Raw genomic sequence first — 19,098 nt, forward strand, 5'->3', positions numbered from 1 at the left:
CTGCGGTCAGCGTGGTCTTACCATGGTCAACGTGGCCAATCGTGCCGATGTTGACGTGCGGTTTTGTACGCTCAAACTTTTCCTTTGCCATTCCTCAGGCGCCCTTTTGCGATTTGGGGGACCCGTGGTCCCGTGGTTACATCTGCGCGCGCGAGATATTTGGTTCGCAGGGGAAAATCAAGCACATCCTGCGGGAAAAGCCGTTTACGACGCTGGATTTTGCGTGAGTTCACCGGAATCCAGCGGCTGGATCAGATCGGGGCGGCTTTTGAACCAACCGTTCTGCTGATGTTCCTCGGCCAGCCATTCTTCGACTCGGTCCGCTACCTTCAGGGACAGACCGCTCATCTGCTCTTCCTTGGTGCGCTCATGGCCTGAGCCTTTGAACGCGCTGCCGCCTGTGGTGTCTTCCAGAACCTGAAATTTTTTACCCTTGGCCAGAAACTCTTTCTTGTTCACGTCGTAGACATTCACAAGCACGATTGCAGTGCTGCGCGGGTTGTAGATCAATGGAATGCCCGGAGGCGCAAGCATGTATCCTTCCAGGCTGATGCCGATGTCGTAATCCTGCGCGCCCTCATAGCGGCCGAGACGGATATCCACCGCATTCTGAATCGCCGCGGTCCACTCATCGGGTGTGGCATCGCGTGAAACCGGGCCCTGCACCGCCTTTTCGGCAAAGGCATAGTTGACGCGCAGTTTAAATTCACCCAGCGACTCGGGCTCTTCATACACTTGTGTCTGCGTACAAGCGCCCATCAGGGCCAGTCCGGTGATCAAGGTCAGAATGCGCAACATGTCTCTCGTCTCGATATGCCTGTTTTCTTTGATCTAGCGCACCGATACGGACTGTGCCAAGCCGTATCGGCGGAATTCCCCGCAAGCGGGCGCGAGATCACGAGAATTTATAGTCCCTCGGGAAGCCGTAGGGCGGTTTTTTCCCCACACTGGCGCGTTTGGCCAGCCATTGAGACATATCCGCCTCGTGCCGGGTCTTGTCACCGCCCATGGACCATTTCAGGCCCTCTTCCCAGTTGAAGGTCGTGATATCAGACAATCCACCATCCAGCTCCAGCGTTCCCTGCCGCCCTCGTGCCATATTGTATTTTTGCAGGCGCACGCCTTTGCCCCGGGTCATCTCGGGCAGGTCTTCGGTGGGGAAGACCAGGAACTTGCCGTTTTGCGAAACGACAGCCACGTGATCCCCATCGACCGGTTTACAGATCATTGCCGTCTCGTCGCCCTTGACGTTGAGGACCTGTTTGCCATTGCGGGTTTGCGCGAGCACATCATCCTCGGGCACCATGAACCCGTTGCCCGCATCCGAGGCCACCAGCAGCTTGCGCCCCGGCTTGTGGATCAGGATGTCGATGATCTGCGCCTCGTTCGGCAGATCGACCATCAGACGCAGCGGCTCGCCCATGCCCCGCCCGCCGGGCAGGTTGGCCGCGCTAACTGTGTAGAACCGACCATTTGAGGCAAATACCAGCAGGCGGTCGGTAGTCTCGGCATGGAAGATGAAACGCGGGCCGTCGCCATCCTTGAACTTCAACTCGCGCTTAAGGTCGATATGTCCGGTCATGGCGCGAACCCAGCCCATCTGCGAACAGACGACCGTGATCGGCTCCTTGTCGATCATCGCCTCAAGCGGCACTTCCTCGACCTGACCAGCCTCAGCAAACTGGGTCCGGCGCGCGCCACCTTCGTAGTCTTTGCCAAAAGTCTTCTTGGTCTCTTTCAGCTGTTCCGCGATCTTGGCCCATTGCAGAGCGGGATCGGCCAGCAGGTCTTCGAGATTGGCGCGTTCCAGCATCAACTCATCGCGTTCGCGCACCAGCTCCATCTCTTCCAGACGGCGCAGGCTGCGCAGGCGCATGTTGAGGATGGCGTCGACCTGAACCTCGGACAGCTCGCCCTCGCCCGGTTTGGGCGAGACATAGTCAGATTCGTCGGTCGCACGGACATGGTCGATACCCCAATCCTCGCGCATCAGCGCGGCTTTCGGGTCGTCATCATAACGGATGATGTCAATCACACGGTCGAGGTTCAGGAAGGCGACGATAAAGCCCTCCAACACCTCCAACCGGTGGTCGATCTTAGCCATGCGGTGACGCGAACGCCGCAACAAAACCTCTTGCCGGTGGTCAAGGAAGGCGCGCAGCACTTCCTTCATCGAGCAGACCTTGGGCGTCACCCCGTCGATCAGCACGTTCATATTCAGGCTGAAACGCACCTCAAGGTCCGAGTTGCGGTAGAGCATCCCCATCAGCACCTCGGGGTCCACGTTTTTAGAACGCGGCTCAAGGATCAGACGAATGTCATCCGCGGATTCATCGCGGACATCGCCGAGGATGGGGATTTTCTTGGTCTGGATCAGTTCCGCGATCTTTTCGATCAGCTTGGATTTCTGAACCTGATACGGGATCTCGGTGACAACGATCTGCCACTGGCCACGCCCCAGATCCTCGACCTCATACTTACAGCGCAGGCGGAACGATCCACGCCCGGTGCGATAAGCCTGCGCGATATTCTCAGGGGGCTCGACAATCACGCCACCAGTCGGAAAGTCCGGGCCGGGGACATAGTTCAGCAGCGTGTCATCCCGCGCGTCCGGCGTCTTGATCAGATGCAGACAGGCGTCACAAAGCTCCGAGATATTATGCGGCGGAATATTCGTCGCCATGCCCACCGCGATCCCGCTGGCGCCATTGGCCAAAAGGTTCGGGAACTGCGCAGGCAGCACGACCGGCTCGGTCAGCGTACCGTCATAGTTGTCGCGGAAATCGACAGCGTCTTCGTTTAGACCTTCCAGCAGCGCTTCGGCCACGATGGTCATCCGCGCCTCGGTGTATCGCGAGGCCGCCGGATTGTCGCCGTCAATGTTGCCGAAATTCCCCTGCCCGTCGACCAGCGGGTAGCGGACGTTAAAGTCCTGCGCCAGACGCGCCATCGCATCGTAGATCGCGGCATCACCGTGTGGGTGATAGTTGCCCATCACATCGCCCGAGATCTTCGCGGACTTACGGAATCCCCCTGTCGCGCTGAGTCGCAGCTCGCGCATCGCATAAAGGATTCGCCGGTGAACCGGCTTCAGACCATCACGGGCATCGGGCAGCGCTCGGTGCATGATGGTGGACAAAGCATAGGTAAGGTAGCGTTCGCCAATCGCGCGGCGCAGCGGTTCGGCTACCTCGCCCCCGCCTTCGGGGGCCTCCATGTTGGGGTCGTCGATCGTGTCGTTCATATATGATGTGATACGACGCAAGCGCGCCGCGGTAAAGCAACCGGCGCTCATTTTGCTGGGGACAAGTGGCGCTTTTTGCAACAGGGGGAGGCAACTGCTGGATTTCCCCCGATCTTTCGACTCGGGGCCTAAGATATGGTACGCTCCGGATCATTAAGCTGCTGCCTATTTCATGTTTCACGATTACCTGGGGGATGCGCCATGACGCGCCTTATCGTTATTAGTTTCGCTGCACTCGGCTGGTGCTTCTATGTCATGAGCGGAGGGCCCGAGTTTGAACCGCGCGGCCTGCGGTCAGAGCAACCCGTGCGCGTTGCTGCCCAGCCCAGTCCGACTCAGATCGCACCAGCACCCGCCGAGGCGCTTGTCACCAACGTGGCCGCGCGCACGCCGACCGTGCGCATCACACCGATCAAACAGCAACCCGAGATTGTCGAATTCGTAGCCGAACCCGCCAGCCTGGAGGGGTTCAATGGCTTGTCGGTGTTTGACACCCAAACCAGCGGCATCCAGCTTGCGTCGCTTGAGGACGGTGTGACGGGTCTGAAACAAGTCCCTGCCGAAACCCAACAGGCTGACCCGATAGCACCGGCAGAGCCGGAAAAGGACATCCGCGAAATCTCGGGCACGCGGGTCAATATGCGCGATGGGCCGGGCACGATCTATCCGATCATCGGCAAGGCCACGATTGGCCAGAAGGTCGAAATTCTCAGCGATTCGGGCACCGGCTGGCTGCGTCTGCGCGTGTTGCCACAGCAACAGGTCGGATGGATTTCTGCCTCGTTGGTCGGAAAATCGACGAACTAGCCAAAGCAGCAATTGTCCCGAGCTCAGCCTCACCCTAGCTATGGGCCAGGCTCAGGTTCGGGGACATGATGCAGAAATCAATTCTAATCACTGGCTGCTCGTCCGGTATCGGGCTGGACGCAGCACATGGAATGCGTGCACGGGGCTGGCGCGTCTTTGCTTCGTGCCGTCATCAACGTGATTGCGACCGGCTGCGCGCCCAAGGGTTTGAAAGCCCCTGCATCGACTATACCGACACCGACAGCATCACCACAGGGCTCGCCGAAGTGCTTGAGGCAACCGGAGGCACTCTCGACGCGCTGTTCAACAATGGCGCGCACGGCCTGCCCGGAGCAGTCGAGGACCTTCCCACCGACGGGTTGCGCGCCATCTTCGAAACCAATTTCTTTGGCTGGCACGAACTAACCCGCCAGGTCATCCCGGTGATGCGCGCGCAGGGGCGTGGCCGAATCGTCCAGAATTCATCCGTACTGGGACTGGTCGCGTACCCTTGGCGCGGCGCATATGTGGCGACGAAATACGCGATCGAAGGCCTGACCGACACGCTGCGACTGGAACTGCGCGACACAGAGATAAAGGTCATCCTGATCGAACCCGGCCCCATCACCTCGCGGCTGAGAGAGAACGCCATCCCGATCTTCGAACGGTTTATCGATTGGGAAAACTCGGCCCTTCGCAGCCGGTACGAAGGATCGCTGCTGAAACGGCTTTACGAATCCTCGGGACCCGACCGGTTTGAACTGCCGGCCTCGGCCGTGACCGACAAGCTGGCCCACGCGGTCGAGGCCAAACGCCCCCGCCCCCGCTACTACGTCACGACGCCCACATATATCGCAGGCTGGCTGCGTCGGATTTTGCCGACGCGGGTCATCGACCGCATCCTGTCGGATGTCTGAGACGAAATTACCGGTTCGCATTTTGGTCTCGCGGGTCTAGATGATAGGCCAATGTAATAAACGCGGACGGTGGACCCATGGACCTTTTGATGGTCGTATTGTTGCTGGCCATGGCGGCGGTTGTCGTCGTGCTGGTGATCGGCATTTCAAACTTCGGCAAGGCCGGGAAAAGTGCCGCGCTGAAAAGCAACAAGATGATGCAGCTGCGCATCCTGTTTCAATTCATTGCCGTGGTGCTGATCGTGCTCTACGTCTGGCTGCGCGGACAGGGAGGTCAGTAAATGGTCGTGCTTAACAAAATCTACACGCGCACAGGCGATGACGGCAAAACAGCCTTGGGCAATGGGGAGCGCGTTGCCAAGTATTCGGGTCGTGTTGCCGCCTATGGCACAGTGGATGAGCTGAACTCATTCGTCGGTGTCGCCCGAACTGAAGCTGATGGTGAGGTCGAGGCCGCACTGTCGCGCATCCAGAATGACCTGTTCGATCTGGGTGCCGACTTCTGCCGCCCCGACATGGATAAGGATGCCGAGGCCGAATATACGCCGCTGCGCATCGTCCCCTCGCAGATCGACCGGTTGGAAGCCGAAATTGACGCCATGAACGAGGCGCTCCAACCGTTGCGCAGCTTCATCCTGCCCGGTGGGTCTCGACTGGCAGCGCATCTTCATGTGTGCCGTACCGTCTCGCGCCGGGCCGAGCGTCTAGCGGTTGAGCTGACCAATATGGAACCGGTGAATGAAATGGCGGTGAAATACCTTAACCGCCTGAGCGACTGGTTCTTCGTGGCCGCACGCTGTGCCAATGAAAATGGCGCGGCCGATGTGCTGTGGATTCCGGGCGCAAACCGCTGAGACGTTGACTCTACGGCACCTTTGTTGCGCGCCGTAGCGTCAAAAAACATGAAACGCGACGTCCCAAGCCCACGAGATGACGATTTTGCCCTGTTGTCGCGTGACTTGAGACGTTATTCAGACGTCCGAGAGCATTGGTGGAGTCGCGTCGCGGCTTACCGTTATTTGTGAGGAGCAAGCGCAAAATGAAGGTACTCGTGCCTGTCAAACGCGTGATTGACTATAACGTGAAAGTTCGCGTCAAAGCGGATGGCAGCGGTGTTGATCTCGCCAATGTCAAAATGTCGATGAACCCGTTCGACGAGATCGCCGTCGAAGAGGCGATCCGCTTGAAAGAAGCAGGTAAGGCTGACGAAGTCGTTGCCGTTTCCATCGGCGTCAAGCAGGCGCAGGAAACTCTGCGTACCGCGCTGGCCATGGGTGCAGACCGCGCCATCCTGGTGGTCGCAGCCGACGACGTGCACACCGATATCGAACCGCTGGCCGTTGCCAAAATCCTGGCCAAAGTGGTCGAGGAAGAGCAGCCGGGCATCGTTCTGGCGGGCAAACAGGCGATCGACAACGACATGAACGCCACCGGTCAGATGCTGTCGGCTCTGCTGGGCTGGAGCCAAGGCACCTTCGCCTCTGAGGTGGATATCGAAGGCGACAGCGCCAAGATCACGCGTGAGGTTGACGGCGGTCTGCAGACCATCAGCGTCAAGATGCCGACCATCGTGACCGTTGACCTGCGCCTGAACGAGCCGCGCTATGCGTCGCTGCCCAACATCATGAAGGCGAAGAAAAAGCCTCTGGATGAGAAAACCGCCGCAGATTACGGCGTCGACGTCACTCCTCGTCTGGAAATCGTCAAAACCGAAGAGCCGCCGGCACGTGCCGCTGGTATCGTCGTGGGCTCGGTTGACGAGCTGGTTGCGAAACTCAAAGAAGCGGGGGCTGTGTAATGGCTGTTCTTCTTCTCGCCGAAGTCAACAATGGTGAGCTGGCGCTGGACGCCACCGCCAAGGCCGTCAACGCTGCGAAAGCGCTGGGTGACATCACCGTTCTGGCTGCAGGCGGTTCTGCTGCTGCTGCTGGTGAGGCCGCTGCCAAAATCGACGGTGTTGCCAAAGTTCTGGTCGCCGAAGACGAATCGCTGGGTCACCGTCTGGCGGAATCGACGGCAGCCCTGATCGTAGGCCTTGCCGATGGCTATGAGCACATCGTCGCACCGGCGACCACCGACGCTAAGAACGTGATGCCCCGCGTTGCGGCCCTGCTGGACGCGATGGTGATCTCGGATGCATCCGGCGTGGTTGACGGTTCGACCTTCGAGCGTCCGATTTACGCAGGCAACGCGATCCAGACCGTGAAATCGAACGACGCCAAGAAAGTCGTCACCTTCCGTACCGCATCCTTTGATGCAGCAGGCGAAGGCGGTTCGGCTGCCGTCGAGACCATCTCGGTCGGCGACAACCCCGGTCTGTCGTCCTGGGTTGAAGACAAGGTTGCCGAAAGCGACCGACCTGAGCTGACCTCGGCTGGCGTTGTTGTTTCGGGTGGCCGTGGCGTCGGCTCGGAAGAGGACTTCAAGCTGATCGAGGGTCTGGCAGACAAACTGGGTGCTGCCGTTGGCGCATCGCGTGCCGCCGTTGACTCAGGCTATGCTCCGAACGACTGGCAGGTGGGTCAGACTGGTAAGGTTGTTGCCCCCGACCTGTACGTTGCCGTAGGCATCTCGGGCGCGATCCAGCACCTGGCTGGTATGAAAGACTCGAAGGTCATCGTTGCAATCAACAAAGACGAAGAAGCACCGATCTTCCAGGTTGCCGATTTCGGTTTGGTTGCCGACCTGTTCCAGGCTGTACCGGAACTGACTGAGAAACTCGGCTGATCTTTAGACCAAGATTTTTCGACGAAAAATCTGATGGGCCCGCCGGATTGGCGGGCCTTTTCTTTAGCGCAAATTCTGGATTGGTCCGACCAACGCATCGGCAATCGACCGATGCCCTGCGGGTCCGATCATAAACTCGGCCATCGGTTGTTGCAGCGTACCGAACAACATATCCTCCAACTCATCCGACTGGCCCGAAACACACACCGTTTCCCGCACAATCCGCGCGCAATAGGGTCTGACGGCGTTCAGCATCTCACGCGTCAACGGCACTTCTGTTTCCTGAACTGGTCGAGAGTCTTCCGATTGCCGTATGACGCGAAGGCACAAAAGGATCACCGGTGATTGCAGGCTTTGCAGCAGGCCGCCGACCTCCCGGACCCAGTTTCGGCGCAACTCTTCCGCCACAGCTTCGAACCTCGCATCCTGATGACCCTGCAGCAGTTTCATCAGATGATGCACGAAATTGACATCAGCGAAATCAATCTCGGGATAGAGCGAGATCAGGTCATCGGTCGCGGCAAGAAACCGGTCGTTCCGCCTTGGGTGCACACGATAGAAGCGATTCGATTGCCCCAAAAGGTCCGGAGCCTGTAAGACGCATAGCTCTGCAGCGTCTAAAATGGACTGCAGGCCTTTTTCCTGACAAAGCGCGTCGACTCCGCAAAACAGACTGCCGAGATTGAGACAACGCCGGTCCAACCGGTCCTCAAGCACTGCTGCAAAGGGACGATCGACAAAACGACCGAAGGTTTCTGTCCCTCCTGCGCAAGCCATATATGGTGTATCCAAGGACCGCTTGGGCCCCCGAAACCAAAGCCGCGCACTAGAATATTGGCAAACGGCATCCTCGGGTATCCCCGAGCCTGTTTGATGATAGCTCATAACACTCACCCATTTTTCACCCGGGTGCCATCTTGCAGCCGTAAGTCTTGAGAATTCTCTAATGTGCGCATTTGAAGCAAATTGGATGCACCCGATGCTCTTGCCGCCCGCCCCAATCTACCGATACTGTCGCCCTGACCCGTGAGACAAAGGCACCAAAAAATGGATGTAAAATCAGTCGGAGTGATAGGCGCAGGACAGATGGGCAACGGTATTGCTCATGTCCTTGCCCTGGCGGATTACGATGTTCTTTTGAATGATGTCAGTCAGGATGCGCTCAATAGTGCTTTGGCAACAATCGAAGGCAATTTGGCCCGCCAGGCGTCGCGCGGCAAGATCTCGGATGAGGCAATGCAGAACGCGCTGAAGCGCATCACAACAACGCTGGAATTGCCCCGGCTTGGGCAAACCGATTTGGTGATCGAGGCTGCGACCGAGCGCGAGGCCGTCAAACAAGCCATTTTCGAAGACCTGCAACCCCATTTGCTACCGCATACGATTCTAACGTCGAACACTTCGTCGATTTCGATCACGCGGCTCGCCAGCCGCACGGACCGGCCAGAACGGTTTATGGGGTTTCATTTCATGAACCCGGTCCCTGTCATGCAACTGGTGGAATTGATCCGCGGGATTGCCACGGATGAGGACACTTTCAGTGCCTGCAAGGCGGTGGTCGACAAGCTAGGCAAAACCGCTGCCAGCGCCGAGGATTTTCCCGCCTTTATCGTAAATCGCATCCTGATGCCGATGATCAACGAGGCCGTCTATACCCTTTATGAAGGAGTCGGGAATGTACAGTCCATCGATCAATCGATGAAACTAGGTGCAAACCACCCGATGGGGCCGCTGGAACTGGCGGATTTCATTGGCCTGGATACCTGTCTGGCGATCATGAATGTACTGCATGACGGGTTGGCCGATACCAAGTATCGTCCGTGCCCCCTGTTGACGAAATATGTCGAGGCCGGGTGGTTGGGTCGCAAGACGCAACGTGGGTTTTATGATTATAGGGGTGATGCCCCAGTACCGACGCGGTAAGGGGGCTAGCCCCCTCGCCCGGAAATTATCCGGGCTCACACCCGGGATATTTCTAGCCAGATGAAGAGGCGGATCAGTGTTTGGGCGCCTGGCGCAGGGACAATGTGTGTTTTCTGAGCCAGGCCATGAAACCGCGCGGGTCGGTTTCGAGCAGCTGCATATCTTCGTCCGAGATCGGTTCGCCGATAACGGGGGACTGCGGTTTGTTGCAGGAGCGAACGATTTCATGCAGTAACAGACCCTGACGCAGGATCGCTGATAGTTTGTTGGCGATCTGGTAGGCGCGCGAATTGCTGCCTGGGAAGAAGATTGGCACGACCTGAGCGCCGGAGCGGCGGATCATTTTGGCAGTGAAGACATTCCATTCCCGCTCAATCGCGGGACCGAACCAGTCATCGGAGGACATCACTACGCCAGAGGGAAACAGTGCGACGACGCCACCGTTTTTGAGATGCTCCATGGCTTTGCCGCGCATTTCCAGCATTTTGGCTTGTGCTTCGGGGTCATGCGGGAAGGGCACCGGGATCATGAACGACGTCGCCGCCTCGTCAAGCCCGGTTAGAACCGAGCGAGTCAAGATGCGGTAGTCGCTGCGCACACGCCCGATCAGTTCGGCGAAGATCATCCCATCGACCATGCCGTGCGGATGGTTGGCAACCACAACGACCGGCCCTTCCTTTGGAATATTTGCGATTTGCTCCGGCGGGGTGGTCAGATCAATTCCCATAACCTCGAGCGCACCGCCCCAGAACCGTTGCCCTCGATAATACTCGTTCTTCTTTTCGAACTTGTTGACCATGCGCAAAATGGTCAGTTTGCCGGTGCACCATTCGATCGCGCGGATGGCTGTCGACGTCCACGCATCGTCAAAGGAATTTGCATAGGTCAGAGTTCTACGGTCGTAGATTTCCCCCTGATCCTCGACCCCGTTTACAACCGGGCCTGTCTTGGTCTCGTGCGTTGTTTCCGCCAATTCCTGGTCTTCCCGTTCTTGGTCCTGCGGCAGGTGCGGTCAGAACCCCTCGCCGAACTTGTCGTTCACCAGAGTTTCCAACGCATCGGCCAACGCCTCAGCATCCGGTCCGGACGTCTCGACGTCAATAGTCGTTCCACGCGACGCTGCCAACATCAAAAGGCCCATAATGCTGTCACCAGAGGCCGAAAGCCCATCTTTCGACACTTCTGCCTGAGCATCAAACCCTTCCACTACCTCAACCAGTTTGGCCGAGGCACGGGCGTGAAGGCCCTTTTCGTTCACGATCTTCAAGCTTCGGGTGGTCATGTATGGTCAATCCGGTCTTCGTCCAATGTCACATTTTGCGCATTGATATATTTTCGTCCAGCCTCCATCGCCAATCGCACGGCGTCGCCAATCGGCAAATGGCGAGATTTGGCCAGTTTGATCAGCATAGGAAGATTTGCGCCATACAGGATGCGCCGATCCTGTGGCGCACAGGCCCGCAGGCTGAGATTCGATGGGCTGCCGCCGAACAGGTCGGTCACGACAACGACGCCGTCGCCAGCATCCACGCTGTCGGCAGCGGCGCAAATTTCGGCCTGCTTTGCGTTCCGGTCATGATCGGCCTCGATCGAGATTGCGACCAGGCCGGGTTGTTGTCCGACGACATGCTGCATGGCCGCCAGGTATTCCTGGGCCAATCCACCATGTGCAACAAGTACGATCCCGATCAATCCGGCCTCACATTCAACAAGCGACGTTCCATTTCGCGGTGCCTAATTGCCACTTGCTGCCCCTCCTCTGCAAGGGCTTTTGCAACCGCCTCAGCGGTGGCGACCGATCTGTGTTGGCCCCCGGTACAACCAAAGGCAACCGACAGATGGGCCTTTCCTTCGGCGCGATAGGCCGGAAGCAGCAGTTTGAGCAAATCGACCACGCGTTCGAAGAACGGTGCATAGTTCGCGTCTGACTGAACATAGTGCGCCACATCCGGGTTTCGACCATCCTCTGCCCGCAATTCCGGCCGCCAATATGGGTTGGCCAAAAACCGGCAGTCAAACACCATATCCAGCCCGCGCGGAAGGCCGCGTTTATAGGAAAAGGACTCTATTGAAACCGCCAGATGCCTCCCGCCTTGAGGGGCAAACCAACGTTCAACCTCTTCACGCAACTGGTGTACGTTCAAGGGGCTGGTGTCGATCAGGGTGTCAGCAATCTCGCGGATGGGGGCAAGCAGTTCCTTTTCCTGCACAACACCGGTTTCAGGGCTGGCGTTTGCAGCGACAGGGTGGCGGCGGCGAGTTTCCGAAAAGCGCCGCAAAAGGATATCATCCGTACAATCCAGATAGAGCGTGGTCAGATCTACCTGCTCCATCCGGCGCAATTTCGCGGCCAGTTCGATAAAGCCAATGGTCGAGAAATCGCGATTGCGTGCATCAATTCCCAGCGCCATCGGCCGGTCGTCTTGCGAGCCATCCAGCAAGCGCAGAAGTAAACCCATCGGCAGGTTGTCGATGGCTTCGAATCCCAGATCTTCAAGCACACGAATCGCGGTCGAACGCCCGGCCCCCGAAGGACCGGTCACCAGAACGATGCGCCGTTGCGGTGTCATGTGTTGGGCCATTCCGGGTTCACCCGTCCCATTTTCAACATCTGAAAGAGTGCTGCGGCCAAATTGGGCACGCCGCCGCCCCGTAGCAAGGGAACAGTTTGCCTCAGGGCTCGAATTTCTAGCGGATCGGGTAGTCGGGCCTGTTCTGTTTGATCCATATCCACGATACAGGCGACGGGAACAGGCCCAACGTTTGTGGCGCACAGCAGGCCTACGCCTCGCGCCTCGATCAATCCGCTGATATTGGGAGCGGCCTCTGCGACAATGTTCTGGCCGTCCATGCCCAACACTACACGGTCGTCGCCCACCAGCCCGGCGCCCAAGGCCATCATTTGCAACGCAAGGCCGGATTTGCCGGACCCCGATGCGCCGATGATCACAACGCCCAGGCTATCTACGGCAACGCAACTGGCGTGGATGATGGCCTTGTCCTGATTTTCAGTATCAGAGAGGGGCGAGCCACTCATGGGTTAAACCGGCAGCCCAACCACAAATCGCGCACCCAGCGGGTCAGAGGTGATGTCGGCCTCGGTCGGGCGAATATTTTCAGCCCAAATCACACCGCCATGCGCCTCGATGATCTGTTTCGAAATCGCCAGACCAAGGCCTGAATTGTTGCCGAAATGCTCGGCCGGGCGTTGCGAATAGAAGCGTTTGAAGACCTTGGTCAGCGCCTGTTCGGGAATGCCAGGGCCGGTATCTTCGACCACGATCAACACGCGGTTTTCGCGCCGCCGCACCCAAACGCGGATTGCATCGTTTTCTTCACAGAACGAAATCGCGTTGGTGATCAGATTGACGAAAACCTGCGCCAGACGCGCCTCAAGCCCGTTGATGACAATGGGTTGGCTGGGCAGATCGGTGATATAGTCGATCCCTTTCGAGCGCGCATCCTCACCCAGATATTGCCCGATATTGCCAAGCAGCTTGAGCAGGTCGAAGGGCTGCTCCTCTTCTTTCACCAGTTCGGCATCCAGACGCGACGCGTTCGAGATATCGCTGACCAATCGGTCGAGTCGGCGCACATCGTGTTCGATCACATCCAGTAGCTTGTCGCGCTGATCCTCGCGCTTGACCATACGCAGGGTGCCAACAGCCGATTGCAGACTGGCCAGCGGGTTTTTGATTTCATGCGAGACATCGGCTGCGAACTGTTCGTTGGCATCAATGCGGTTGTAAAGCGCCGTCACCATCCCCCGCAGCGCGCGGCTGAGGCGTCCGATTTCATCTGGTCGCGCCGACAAGTCGGGGATACGAATACGTCCGGGATTGACCCCTGTTCCGCGGTCTTTTCCGGTTTCTGCCGCCGCAGCAAGATCGGCAAGTGGGTTTGCAATGGTCGACGCCAGAACAAGGCTGAGCCCAATGGAAACCAACAGCGCCACGACGAACATTTGCAGGATCCGCTCCTGCTCGCGCCGGGCCAAAGCGTCAATCTCGCCCGCGGGTCCTGCCATGGCGACGGCACCAACCGGCACGCCTTCCAGCTGGATTGCCGAGGCCGCGACGATCACCGTCTCACCTGCGTCATCTTTGACCGCCTGAACCTGCGTCTGCCCCTCGAGGGCACCGGGAATAATGGCCTGAACCCGTTGCGCCAGCGTAGGAGCGACCCCTTGATCGTCACTGGTGAAAACCCGTGACAAGCCCGTCCAGACCGCATTGAGCGCGTCGCTGATCAACGTACTGCCTGTCTGAATATCCGCATCAACGCTCAGCAGACCCGGCATTTGTGTCTCACCGCCGCGTGTCCAGCCGATCAGAGTGCCTGAGCTATCGTAAACAAAGACTTCACCGCCTTCGGGCAGGCTCAGCTCGGCCAGAGTATCCTTGACATCCAGCTCTCCGGCATATTCAGACAAGCCAAATTCGCTTTGTCGCAACTGCGCTTCGAACACGTTACTGACAAGCTGGGCGTCCCCCATCAGGTTCTGCGCGGTTTGCGCCACCTGCTCTTCCCGCGAGTCATCCAGATACAGCAATCCGGTGACCAATGTAACTAGAGCGATCAAATTGAAGGTGATGATCTTGCGTGCCAGCGGCGAGCCGCGCAGGGCAAACAGGTTGCGACGGCTGCGCGTCGCGTTCAGTTCGGCCGCGTCGGCATCCTGCGGGATGACCCAGTCATCCCCCAATACGACATCCCCGTCGCGAAGCTCATTGGCGTGTTCCGTATCGCGCACCAGACCCGACTACCTTTGCTTATTCAGTCAAAGTTATTCTTCGTTGTACCGATAACCGATGCCGTACAGCGTCTCGATTGCCGAAAACTCAGGGTCGGCGGCGCGCATCTTTTTGCGCAGACGCTTGATATGGCTGTCGATGGTGCGGTCATCCACATAGACCTGATCATCATAGGCCACATCCATCAACTGATCGCGGCTTTTGACGAAACCGGGACGTTGCGCAAGCGCTTGAAGCAGCAAGAACTCGGTCACCGTCAGCGACACATCCGATCCTTTCCAGCTAACAGCATGGCGCAGCGGGTCCATCCGCAGTTCTCCCCGCTCCATGACTTTAGCATCGCCAGTGGTTGCAGCGGTGGCATCTCCCGAGGTCGCCTCCTGCCGGCGCAGCAGCGCGCGGATACGTTCGACCAGAAGACGCTGCGAGAACGGCTTTTTGACATAGTCATCCGCGCCCATCCGCAGGCCCAGAACCTCGTCGATCTCGTCGTCTTTCGAGGTCAGAAAGATCACCGGCATCTGGGTTTTCTGCCGCAGACGCTGCAACAGGTCCATGCCATCCATGCGCGGCATCTTGATATCCAGAACTGCCATATCCGGCAGTTTCTTGTTAAATGCGTCCAACGCGGCCTGTCCGTCATTGAACGTCTCGACCTCAAAGCCTTCGGCCTCAAGCGTCATGGACACGGACGTCAGAATGTTTCTGTCGTCGTCCACCAATGCAATCTTCGACATCGGGTTAGCCCCTATTCCTGCTCACTCATGCAATATATCGTTATTAGTAAGGTATTTCTGGCGTTTTTAAGGCCGCGAATCAATCCGTATCTGCGAATCGTGCGATTGTTGTCACACAGATGCGGCAAAAAAGCCGTTAATGTTGCCGGAAAAGCGCCCTTATTTCGGTCGTGAAAAAAGTGATGGCGCTAAACTTGGACTTGGTTGCGCTAACTGCGTCAAACCCGCCTGTTCATGTCCTGAATGACCATGGTAAGACGCGCCCACCCGCCGGTTTTTCCCGGCTAATTGCCCAAATGGCGCATCCGGCCCAATCGCCCTGCGCCGCCACACGGAGAAGACACACATGACATCTGGACGGGTTAACCCGCAATTCCGCCTCGAAGATCAGGGCATCGAGGGTCTGGGCAATGTCTATTACAACTTCATGGAACCGGCGCTGATCGAAGAAGCGCTGAAGCGCGGCGAGGGTACTCTGGGCAATGGCGGGGCCTTTCTGGTCACCACCGGCAAGTTCACCGGCCGCTCGCCCAAAGACAAACACGTCGTGCGCACCGACAGCGTCGCTGACCACATCTGGTGGGAAAACAACGCCGAGATGAGCCCCGAAGGCTTTGATGCGCTTTACGAAGACATGCTGGCCCATATGAAGGGTCGTGACTATTTCGTGCAGGATCTCGTCGGGGGCGCCGACCCGACCTATTCGATCAACGTGCGCATGGTCACTGAACTGGCTTGGCACAACCTGTTCATCCGCCACCTGCTGCGCCGTCCGGATCGTGAGGACCTGGATGAGTTCACCGCAGATTTCACCGTCATCAACTGCCCAAGCTTTCAAGCCGACCCGGCAAAGCATGGCTGCCGGTCCGAGACCGTGATCGCGATGAACTTTGACCGAAAGCTGATCCTGATCGGCGGCACCGAATATGCGGGTGAGAACAAGAAATCCGTCTTCACCTTGTTGAACTACATGCTGCCGGAAAAGGGCGTGATGCCGATGCATTGCTCGGCCAACCACGCCGTTGGCAACCCGGTTGATACGGCCGTGTTCTTTGGCCTGTCGGGCACGGGCAAAACCACCCTGTCCGCTGACCCGGCCCGCACCCTGATCGGTGATGACGAGCACGGCTGGTCAGATCGCGGCACTTTCAACTTCGAAGGCGGTTGCTATGCCAAGACGATCAACCTGAACGCTGAGGCCGAGCCCGAAATCTATGCAACCACCAGCAAGTTCGGCACCGTGATCGAAAACATGGTGTTTGATCCCGAGACCAAAGAATTGGATTTCGAAGACGACTCGCTGACCGCTAACATGCGCTGCGCTTACCCGCTGGAATACATCTCGAACGCGTCCAGCAGCGCCCTGGGTGGTCACCCCAAGAACATTATCATGCTGACTTGTGATGCGTTCGGCGTGCTGCCTCCGATCGCGCGGCTAACGCCTGCGCAGGCCATGTATCACTTCTTGTCGGGCTTCACGTCCAAAGTGGCTGGGACCGAGCGTGGTATTACCGAACCGCAACCCACCTTCTCGACCTGCTTCGGTGCGCCTTTCATGCCGCGTCGTCCGGAAGAATATGGCAACCTGCTGCGGGACAAGATTGCTCAGCATGGCGCAACCTGCTGGCTGGTCAACACCGGCTGGACCGGTGGGGCCTATGGTGTGGGCAGCCGGATGCCGATCCGCGCAACCCGTGCACTGCTGACGGCCGCTCTGGACGGGTCCCTGCGTGATGCTGAGTTCCGCAAGGATGCCAATTTCGGCTTTGACGTACCCGTGTCGGTGCCCGGCGTCGCCGAGGTTCTGCTGGACCCGCGCCGTACTTGGGATGATCAGGCGGCCTTCGACAAACAGGCCGAGAAATTGGTGCAGATGTTTGCCGCGAACTTTGAACAATATCTTCCATTCATAGACGAAGATATCAAAGCCGTCGCAATCGGGTGAGAAGACAGAGGGGCGCTTTCGCCCCTCTTTTCGTTTGAGGAGTCTCACCGCATCGTGATCACGCATAAGTTGTAATATGCACGTTGTATTTACAATGCCGTTGCCCGAAGTGTCGGATTGAGGTATCTCACCATGTCATTAGCATGACAAAACCCGGCGCTTGACGCGCCGGGCAAAACCAAAAAAACCTAAGGGTTGCCTGATCGCACACTCACATTTGCGAATTTGGCTGCCTAATCAAGTACTAAAGAACCAAAAAAGGGGATGAGTGTCAATATGAGACGTGCTGGAAAATTCTGAGACCGGTATGTTTCTTCCGCTTCATAAACTCGGCGGGCGACACAGGAGACAACATGACTGAGATTTCGAAACTGACAGAACTTCGCAAGCTGATGCAAAGCATGGAGCGCACATTGGGGCTGGAGCAACTCTCTCCGGTTGAGCGCGACATCTACTACGCAGCGGAAGAACTGTCGAAGAATGATCAAGAAGTCCGCACATTCGGTCTGATCGAACACACGCTGGTACAAAGCGTCTCTCGCCCAACGTTTTTCCGGGCGCTGAAATCGCTGGTACAAAAGGGATACCTGTCTCAAAGCGGCAACTCAAATCGGGGCCGATATATCGTTCATGCCCCAAGATGATGCCCCCAATGCGCGCGGCGATGGCTGACCATCGTGCGCAAATGGGCCTCTGAAACCTTCTTCGCCTCGTTGGCTTATGTCGTGGCATCATTCCTCACGTTCGAGGTTTTGATGCCGCTGCAAAACCTGTTCTTCCCAGAATATCCAAGCCGGGCCAGTCTTCTGTTTCTTCCGCATGGCGTGCGGGTTCTTTCTGCATGGTTGTTGGGATGGCGAGCCATCTTCGCGCTGCTGCCAGGTGTTTTCATTGTATTCGCCGTCATCGGCGGAGCCGACGTATTTTTACCCAGCCGACTTGCTGCAATAACAATTGCCGTTACGACGGTTCCAGCAGTGTTCTACTTGCTGAAGTGGGCCGGTTGGGACCTATTCCCACGCAGCGACCGCAAACCCTGCTGGGCTTGTATCATGGGTGTAGGAGTCATCACGTCCTTCCTTGTCTCAGGCCTGACCAATATGGCTTTTGGCAGCGCCCGCGTTGAATACGTCGCCTATTTAATCGGCGATATCTCGGGTTTGTTCTTCCTTATGCTCGGGCTCTACTTTGCGTTTCGGTTTGCAGATAGGCGTGCCTAGCCAAAGACGGCACGCCGCAACAGATTTAGCCCCCCAAACAGCAACACCAGCAATGTAATCTTGCGAAAACGCGCCTGATCAATACGGGCTTGCAACCGCAGCCCAATCCACATTCCGGCAAGCGCAGGGACAACCAAGATCGCTGAAAAAGGCACCGTCTCGGCGCGCAGAATTCCTGAACCCAGATGCGCCACGACCAGCGCCACGGCGCCCAACCCATAAATAACGCCTTGCACCCGCATTTGAATGTCTTTTGGCGTGTTCATCGCCGTCAGGTAAAGCACCGTCGGCGGCCCCCAAATCCCCGAAATCCCTCCGACAAACCCAGCAACGGCACCAATCGTGGCTTCAATCCATCGAGACGGCTCCGAAAGCGTCAACTTCAGCCCAGCAACCTGAATCAGCGCAAAAAATGTCACCGGAATGCCGATCAAAAACAGAAACGTGGTCTCGGGGACAAGACTGACCAGCATCGCGCCAGTCAGGAGAAACAGAAGTCCGGTTAGCAAGAAAACGCGAAACTGGCGCACTGCATCGACAGCAGCCGGAAGCCCGCCGCGAAGAGCCTGAACGACGTTTGTTACCAATGCAGGCAGGATCAATCCGGCCAACGCCAGTTGCGGTGGTAAAAAAATGCTCATCCCCGACATCAGAACCATCGGCATGGCAAAACCGACCATACCCTTGATCCATCCCGCTGCAAAAGCCACGAGCAGCGCGAACAGAAAATCCTGTGGAGATAAAAGCGAAAACAGCGTCATCCACCCGTGATATCACTCCAGTCGGTTTCTGCATCGCAAAATCTCTTGAGTAATTATTGAACTTTTTTTTGCCTTTGCACGTAT

The 19,098-nt window shown here is 57.5% G+C and carries 22 protein-coding genes; 10 read left to right on the plus strand and 12 right to left on the minus strand.

All coding sequences use genetic code 11. The annotated features are described in order from the left end of the window. The 3 genes from ACR0C5_RS17465 to parC all read right to left on the minus strand — a co-directional run. The coding region (locus ACR0C5_RS17465; RefSeq protein ID WP_215675807.1) for a GTP-binding protein at positions 1–91 on the minus strand (91 nt) is incomplete at its 3' end. Between the two features lie 113 nt (positions 92–204). Further along, on the minus strand, positions 205–798 hold the full coding sequence (locus tag ACR0C5_RS17470; protein ID WP_170775380.1) for a hypothetical protein: 594 nt from the start codon (positions 796–798) through the stop codon (positions 205–207). Positions 799–895: 97 nt separating this feature from the next. Beyond that, positions 896–3,244, minus strand: a complete 2,349-nt coding sequence (parC, locus tag ACR0C5_RS17475) for a DNA topoisomerase IV subunit A (RefSeq protein ID WP_480878080.1) — start codon at positions 3,242–3,244, stop codon at positions 896–898. Positions 3,245–3,445: 201 nt separating this feature from the next. Here parC and ACR0C5_RS17480 point away from each other — a divergent pair, with 201 nt between their 5' ends. The 6 genes from ACR0C5_RS17480 (at position 3,446) to ACR0C5_RS17505 (ending at position 7,674) form a co-directional block, all read left to right on the plus strand. Further along, a complete protein-coding gene (locus ACR0C5_RS17480; protein ID WP_237217585.1) occupies positions 3,446–4,051 on the plus strand; it encodes an SH3 domain-containing protein in 606 nt (201 codons plus the stop codon). A 68-nt stretch (positions 4,052–4,119) separates the two neighbouring features. After that, entirely contained in the window at positions 4,120–4,947 is an 828-nt protein-coding gene (locus ACR0C5_RS17485; RefSeq protein WP_170775404.1) for an SDR family NAD(P)-dependent oxidoreductase, read from the plus strand. Positions 4,948–5,024: 77 nt separating this feature from the next. After that, on the plus strand, positions 5,025–5,228 hold the full coding sequence (locus ACR0C5_RS17490; RefSeq protein ID WP_170356709.1) for a twin transmembrane helix small protein: 204 nt from the start codon (positions 5,025–5,027) through the stop codon (positions 5,226–5,228). Then, positions 5,229–5,801 carry a cob(I)yrinic acid a,c-diamide adenosyltransferase gene (locus tag ACR0C5_RS17495; protein ID WP_480878083.1) on the plus strand — a complete coding sequence of 191 codons (573 nt, stop codon included), beginning with the start codon at positions 5,229–5,231 and terminating at the stop codon, positions 5,799–5,801. It abuts the gene before it with no gap. Between the two features lie 185 nt (positions 5,802–5,986). After that, a complete protein-coding gene (locus tag ACR0C5_RS17500) occupies positions 5,987–6,745 on the plus strand; it encodes an electron transfer flavoprotein subunit beta/FixA family protein (RefSeq protein WP_170775374.1) in 759 nt (252 codons plus the stop codon). Then, positions 6,745–7,674, plus strand: a complete 930-nt coding sequence (locus ACR0C5_RS17505) for an electron transfer flavoprotein subunit alpha/FixB family protein (RefSeq protein WP_170775372.1) — start codon at positions 6,745–6,747, stop codon at positions 7,672–7,674. Before ACR0C5_RS17500 ends, ACR0C5_RS17505 begins: the two co-directional genes overlap by 1 nt. Before the next feature lie 63 nt (positions 7,675–7,737). On the opposite strand, the gene ACR0C5_RS17510 is transcribed toward ACR0C5_RS17505, so the two are convergent. Beyond that, on the minus strand, positions 7,738–8,559 hold the full coding sequence (locus ACR0C5_RS17510; RefSeq protein WP_237218081.1) for a DUF6473 family protein: 822 nt from the start codon (positions 8,557–8,559) through the stop codon (positions 7,738–7,740). A gap of 162 nt (positions 8,560–8,721) precedes the next feature. Between ACR0C5_RS17510 and ACR0C5_RS17515 the strand changes: the two genes are divergently transcribed. Beyond that, positions 8,722–9,597, plus strand: a complete 876-nt coding sequence (locus ACR0C5_RS17515) for a 3-hydroxybutyryl-CoA dehydrogenase (protein ID WP_170775370.1) — start codon at positions 8,722–8,724, stop codon at positions 9,595–9,597. Positions 9,598–9,670: 73 nt separating this feature from the next. Here ACR0C5_RS17515 and ACR0C5_RS17520 read toward each other — a convergent pair whose 3' ends face one another. From ACR0C5_RS17520 to ACR0C5_RS17550, 7 genes are read right to left on the minus strand one after another with little or no spacing between them, the layout of a single operon-like run. After that, positions 9,671–10,570 carry a lysophospholipid acyltransferase family protein gene (locus ACR0C5_RS17520; RefSeq protein ID WP_170775368.1) on the minus strand — a complete coding sequence of 300 codons (900 nt, stop codon included), beginning with the start codon at positions 10,568–10,570 and terminating at the stop codon, positions 9,671–9,673. Positions 10,571–10,609: 39 nt separating this feature from the next. Continuing rightward, positions 10,610–10,879 carry an HPr family phosphocarrier protein gene (locus ACR0C5_RS17525; RefSeq protein ID WP_170356715.1) on the minus strand — a complete coding sequence of 90 codons (270 nt, stop codon included), beginning with the start codon at positions 10,877–10,879 and terminating at the stop codon, positions 10,610–10,612. Further along, a complete protein-coding gene (locus ACR0C5_RS17530; protein WP_170775360.1) occupies positions 10,876–11,289 on the minus strand; it encodes a PTS sugar transporter subunit IIA in 414 nt (137 codons plus the stop codon). Before ACR0C5_RS17530 ends, ACR0C5_RS17525 begins: the two co-directional genes overlap by 4 nt. Continuing rightward, a complete protein-coding gene (gene rapZ / locus ACR0C5_RS17535) occupies positions 11,286–12,179 on the minus strand; it encodes an RNase adapter RapZ (RefSeq protein WP_170775357.1) in 894 nt (297 codons plus the stop codon). The genes ACR0C5_RS17530 and rapZ overlap by 4 nt, the downstream gene beginning before the upstream one ends. Continuing rightward, on the minus strand, positions 12,164–12,634 hold the full coding sequence (locus ACR0C5_RS17540; protein WP_480552618.1) for an HPr kinase/phosphorylase: 471 nt from the start codon (positions 12,632–12,634) through the stop codon (positions 12,164–12,166). The genes rapZ and ACR0C5_RS17540 overlap by 16 nt, the downstream gene beginning before the upstream one ends. A gap of 3 nt (positions 12,635–12,637) precedes the next feature. Beyond that, positions 12,638–14,350, minus strand: coding sequence for an ATP-binding protein (locus ACR0C5_RS17545; protein ID WP_480878087.1), 1,713 nt, complete (start codon positions 14,348–14,350; stop codon positions 12,638–12,640). 33 nt (positions 14,351–14,383) lie between these two features. Next, positions 14,384–15,088 carry a response regulator gene (locus tag ACR0C5_RS17550; RefSeq protein ID WP_480878089.1) on the minus strand — a complete coding sequence of 235 codons (705 nt, stop codon included), beginning with the start codon at positions 15,086–15,088 and terminating at the stop codon, positions 14,384–14,386. Positions 15,089–15,434: 346 nt separating this feature from the next. On the opposite strand from ACR0C5_RS17550, the gene ACR0C5_RS17555 reads away from it, so the two are divergent. From ACR0C5_RS17555 to ACR0C5_RS17565, 3 genes are all read left to right on the plus strand, one after another. Beyond that, positions 15,435–17,033 carry a phosphoenolpyruvate carboxykinase gene (locus ACR0C5_RS17555; RefSeq protein ID WP_170775350.1) on the plus strand — a complete coding sequence of 533 codons (1,599 nt, stop codon included), beginning with the start codon at positions 15,435–15,437 and terminating at the stop codon, positions 17,031–17,033. A gap of 353 nt (positions 17,034–17,386) precedes the next feature. Then, entirely contained in the window at positions 17,387–17,677 is a 291-nt protein-coding gene (locus ACR0C5_RS17560) for a hypothetical protein (protein ID WP_170775348.1), read from the plus strand. Between the two features lie 33 nt (positions 17,678–17,710). Next, positions 17,711–18,253 carry a hypothetical protein gene (locus ACR0C5_RS17565; RefSeq protein ID WP_480878092.1) on the plus strand — a complete coding sequence of 181 codons (543 nt, stop codon included), beginning with the start codon at positions 17,711–17,713 and terminating at the stop codon, positions 18,251–18,253. Here ACR0C5_RS17565 and ACR0C5_RS17570 read toward each other — a convergent pair. Next, positions 18,250–19,014, minus strand: coding sequence for a sulfite exporter TauE/SafE family protein (locus tag ACR0C5_RS17570; RefSeq protein ID WP_480878094.1), 765 nt, complete (start codon positions 19,012–19,014; stop codon positions 18,250–18,252). The two genes, ACR0C5_RS17565 and ACR0C5_RS17570, sit on opposite strands and share 4 nt — an antisense overlap. Positions 19,015–19,098 lie beyond the last annotated feature (84 nt).

It is taken from the genome of Ruegeria sp. N8 (assembly GCF_056531325.1).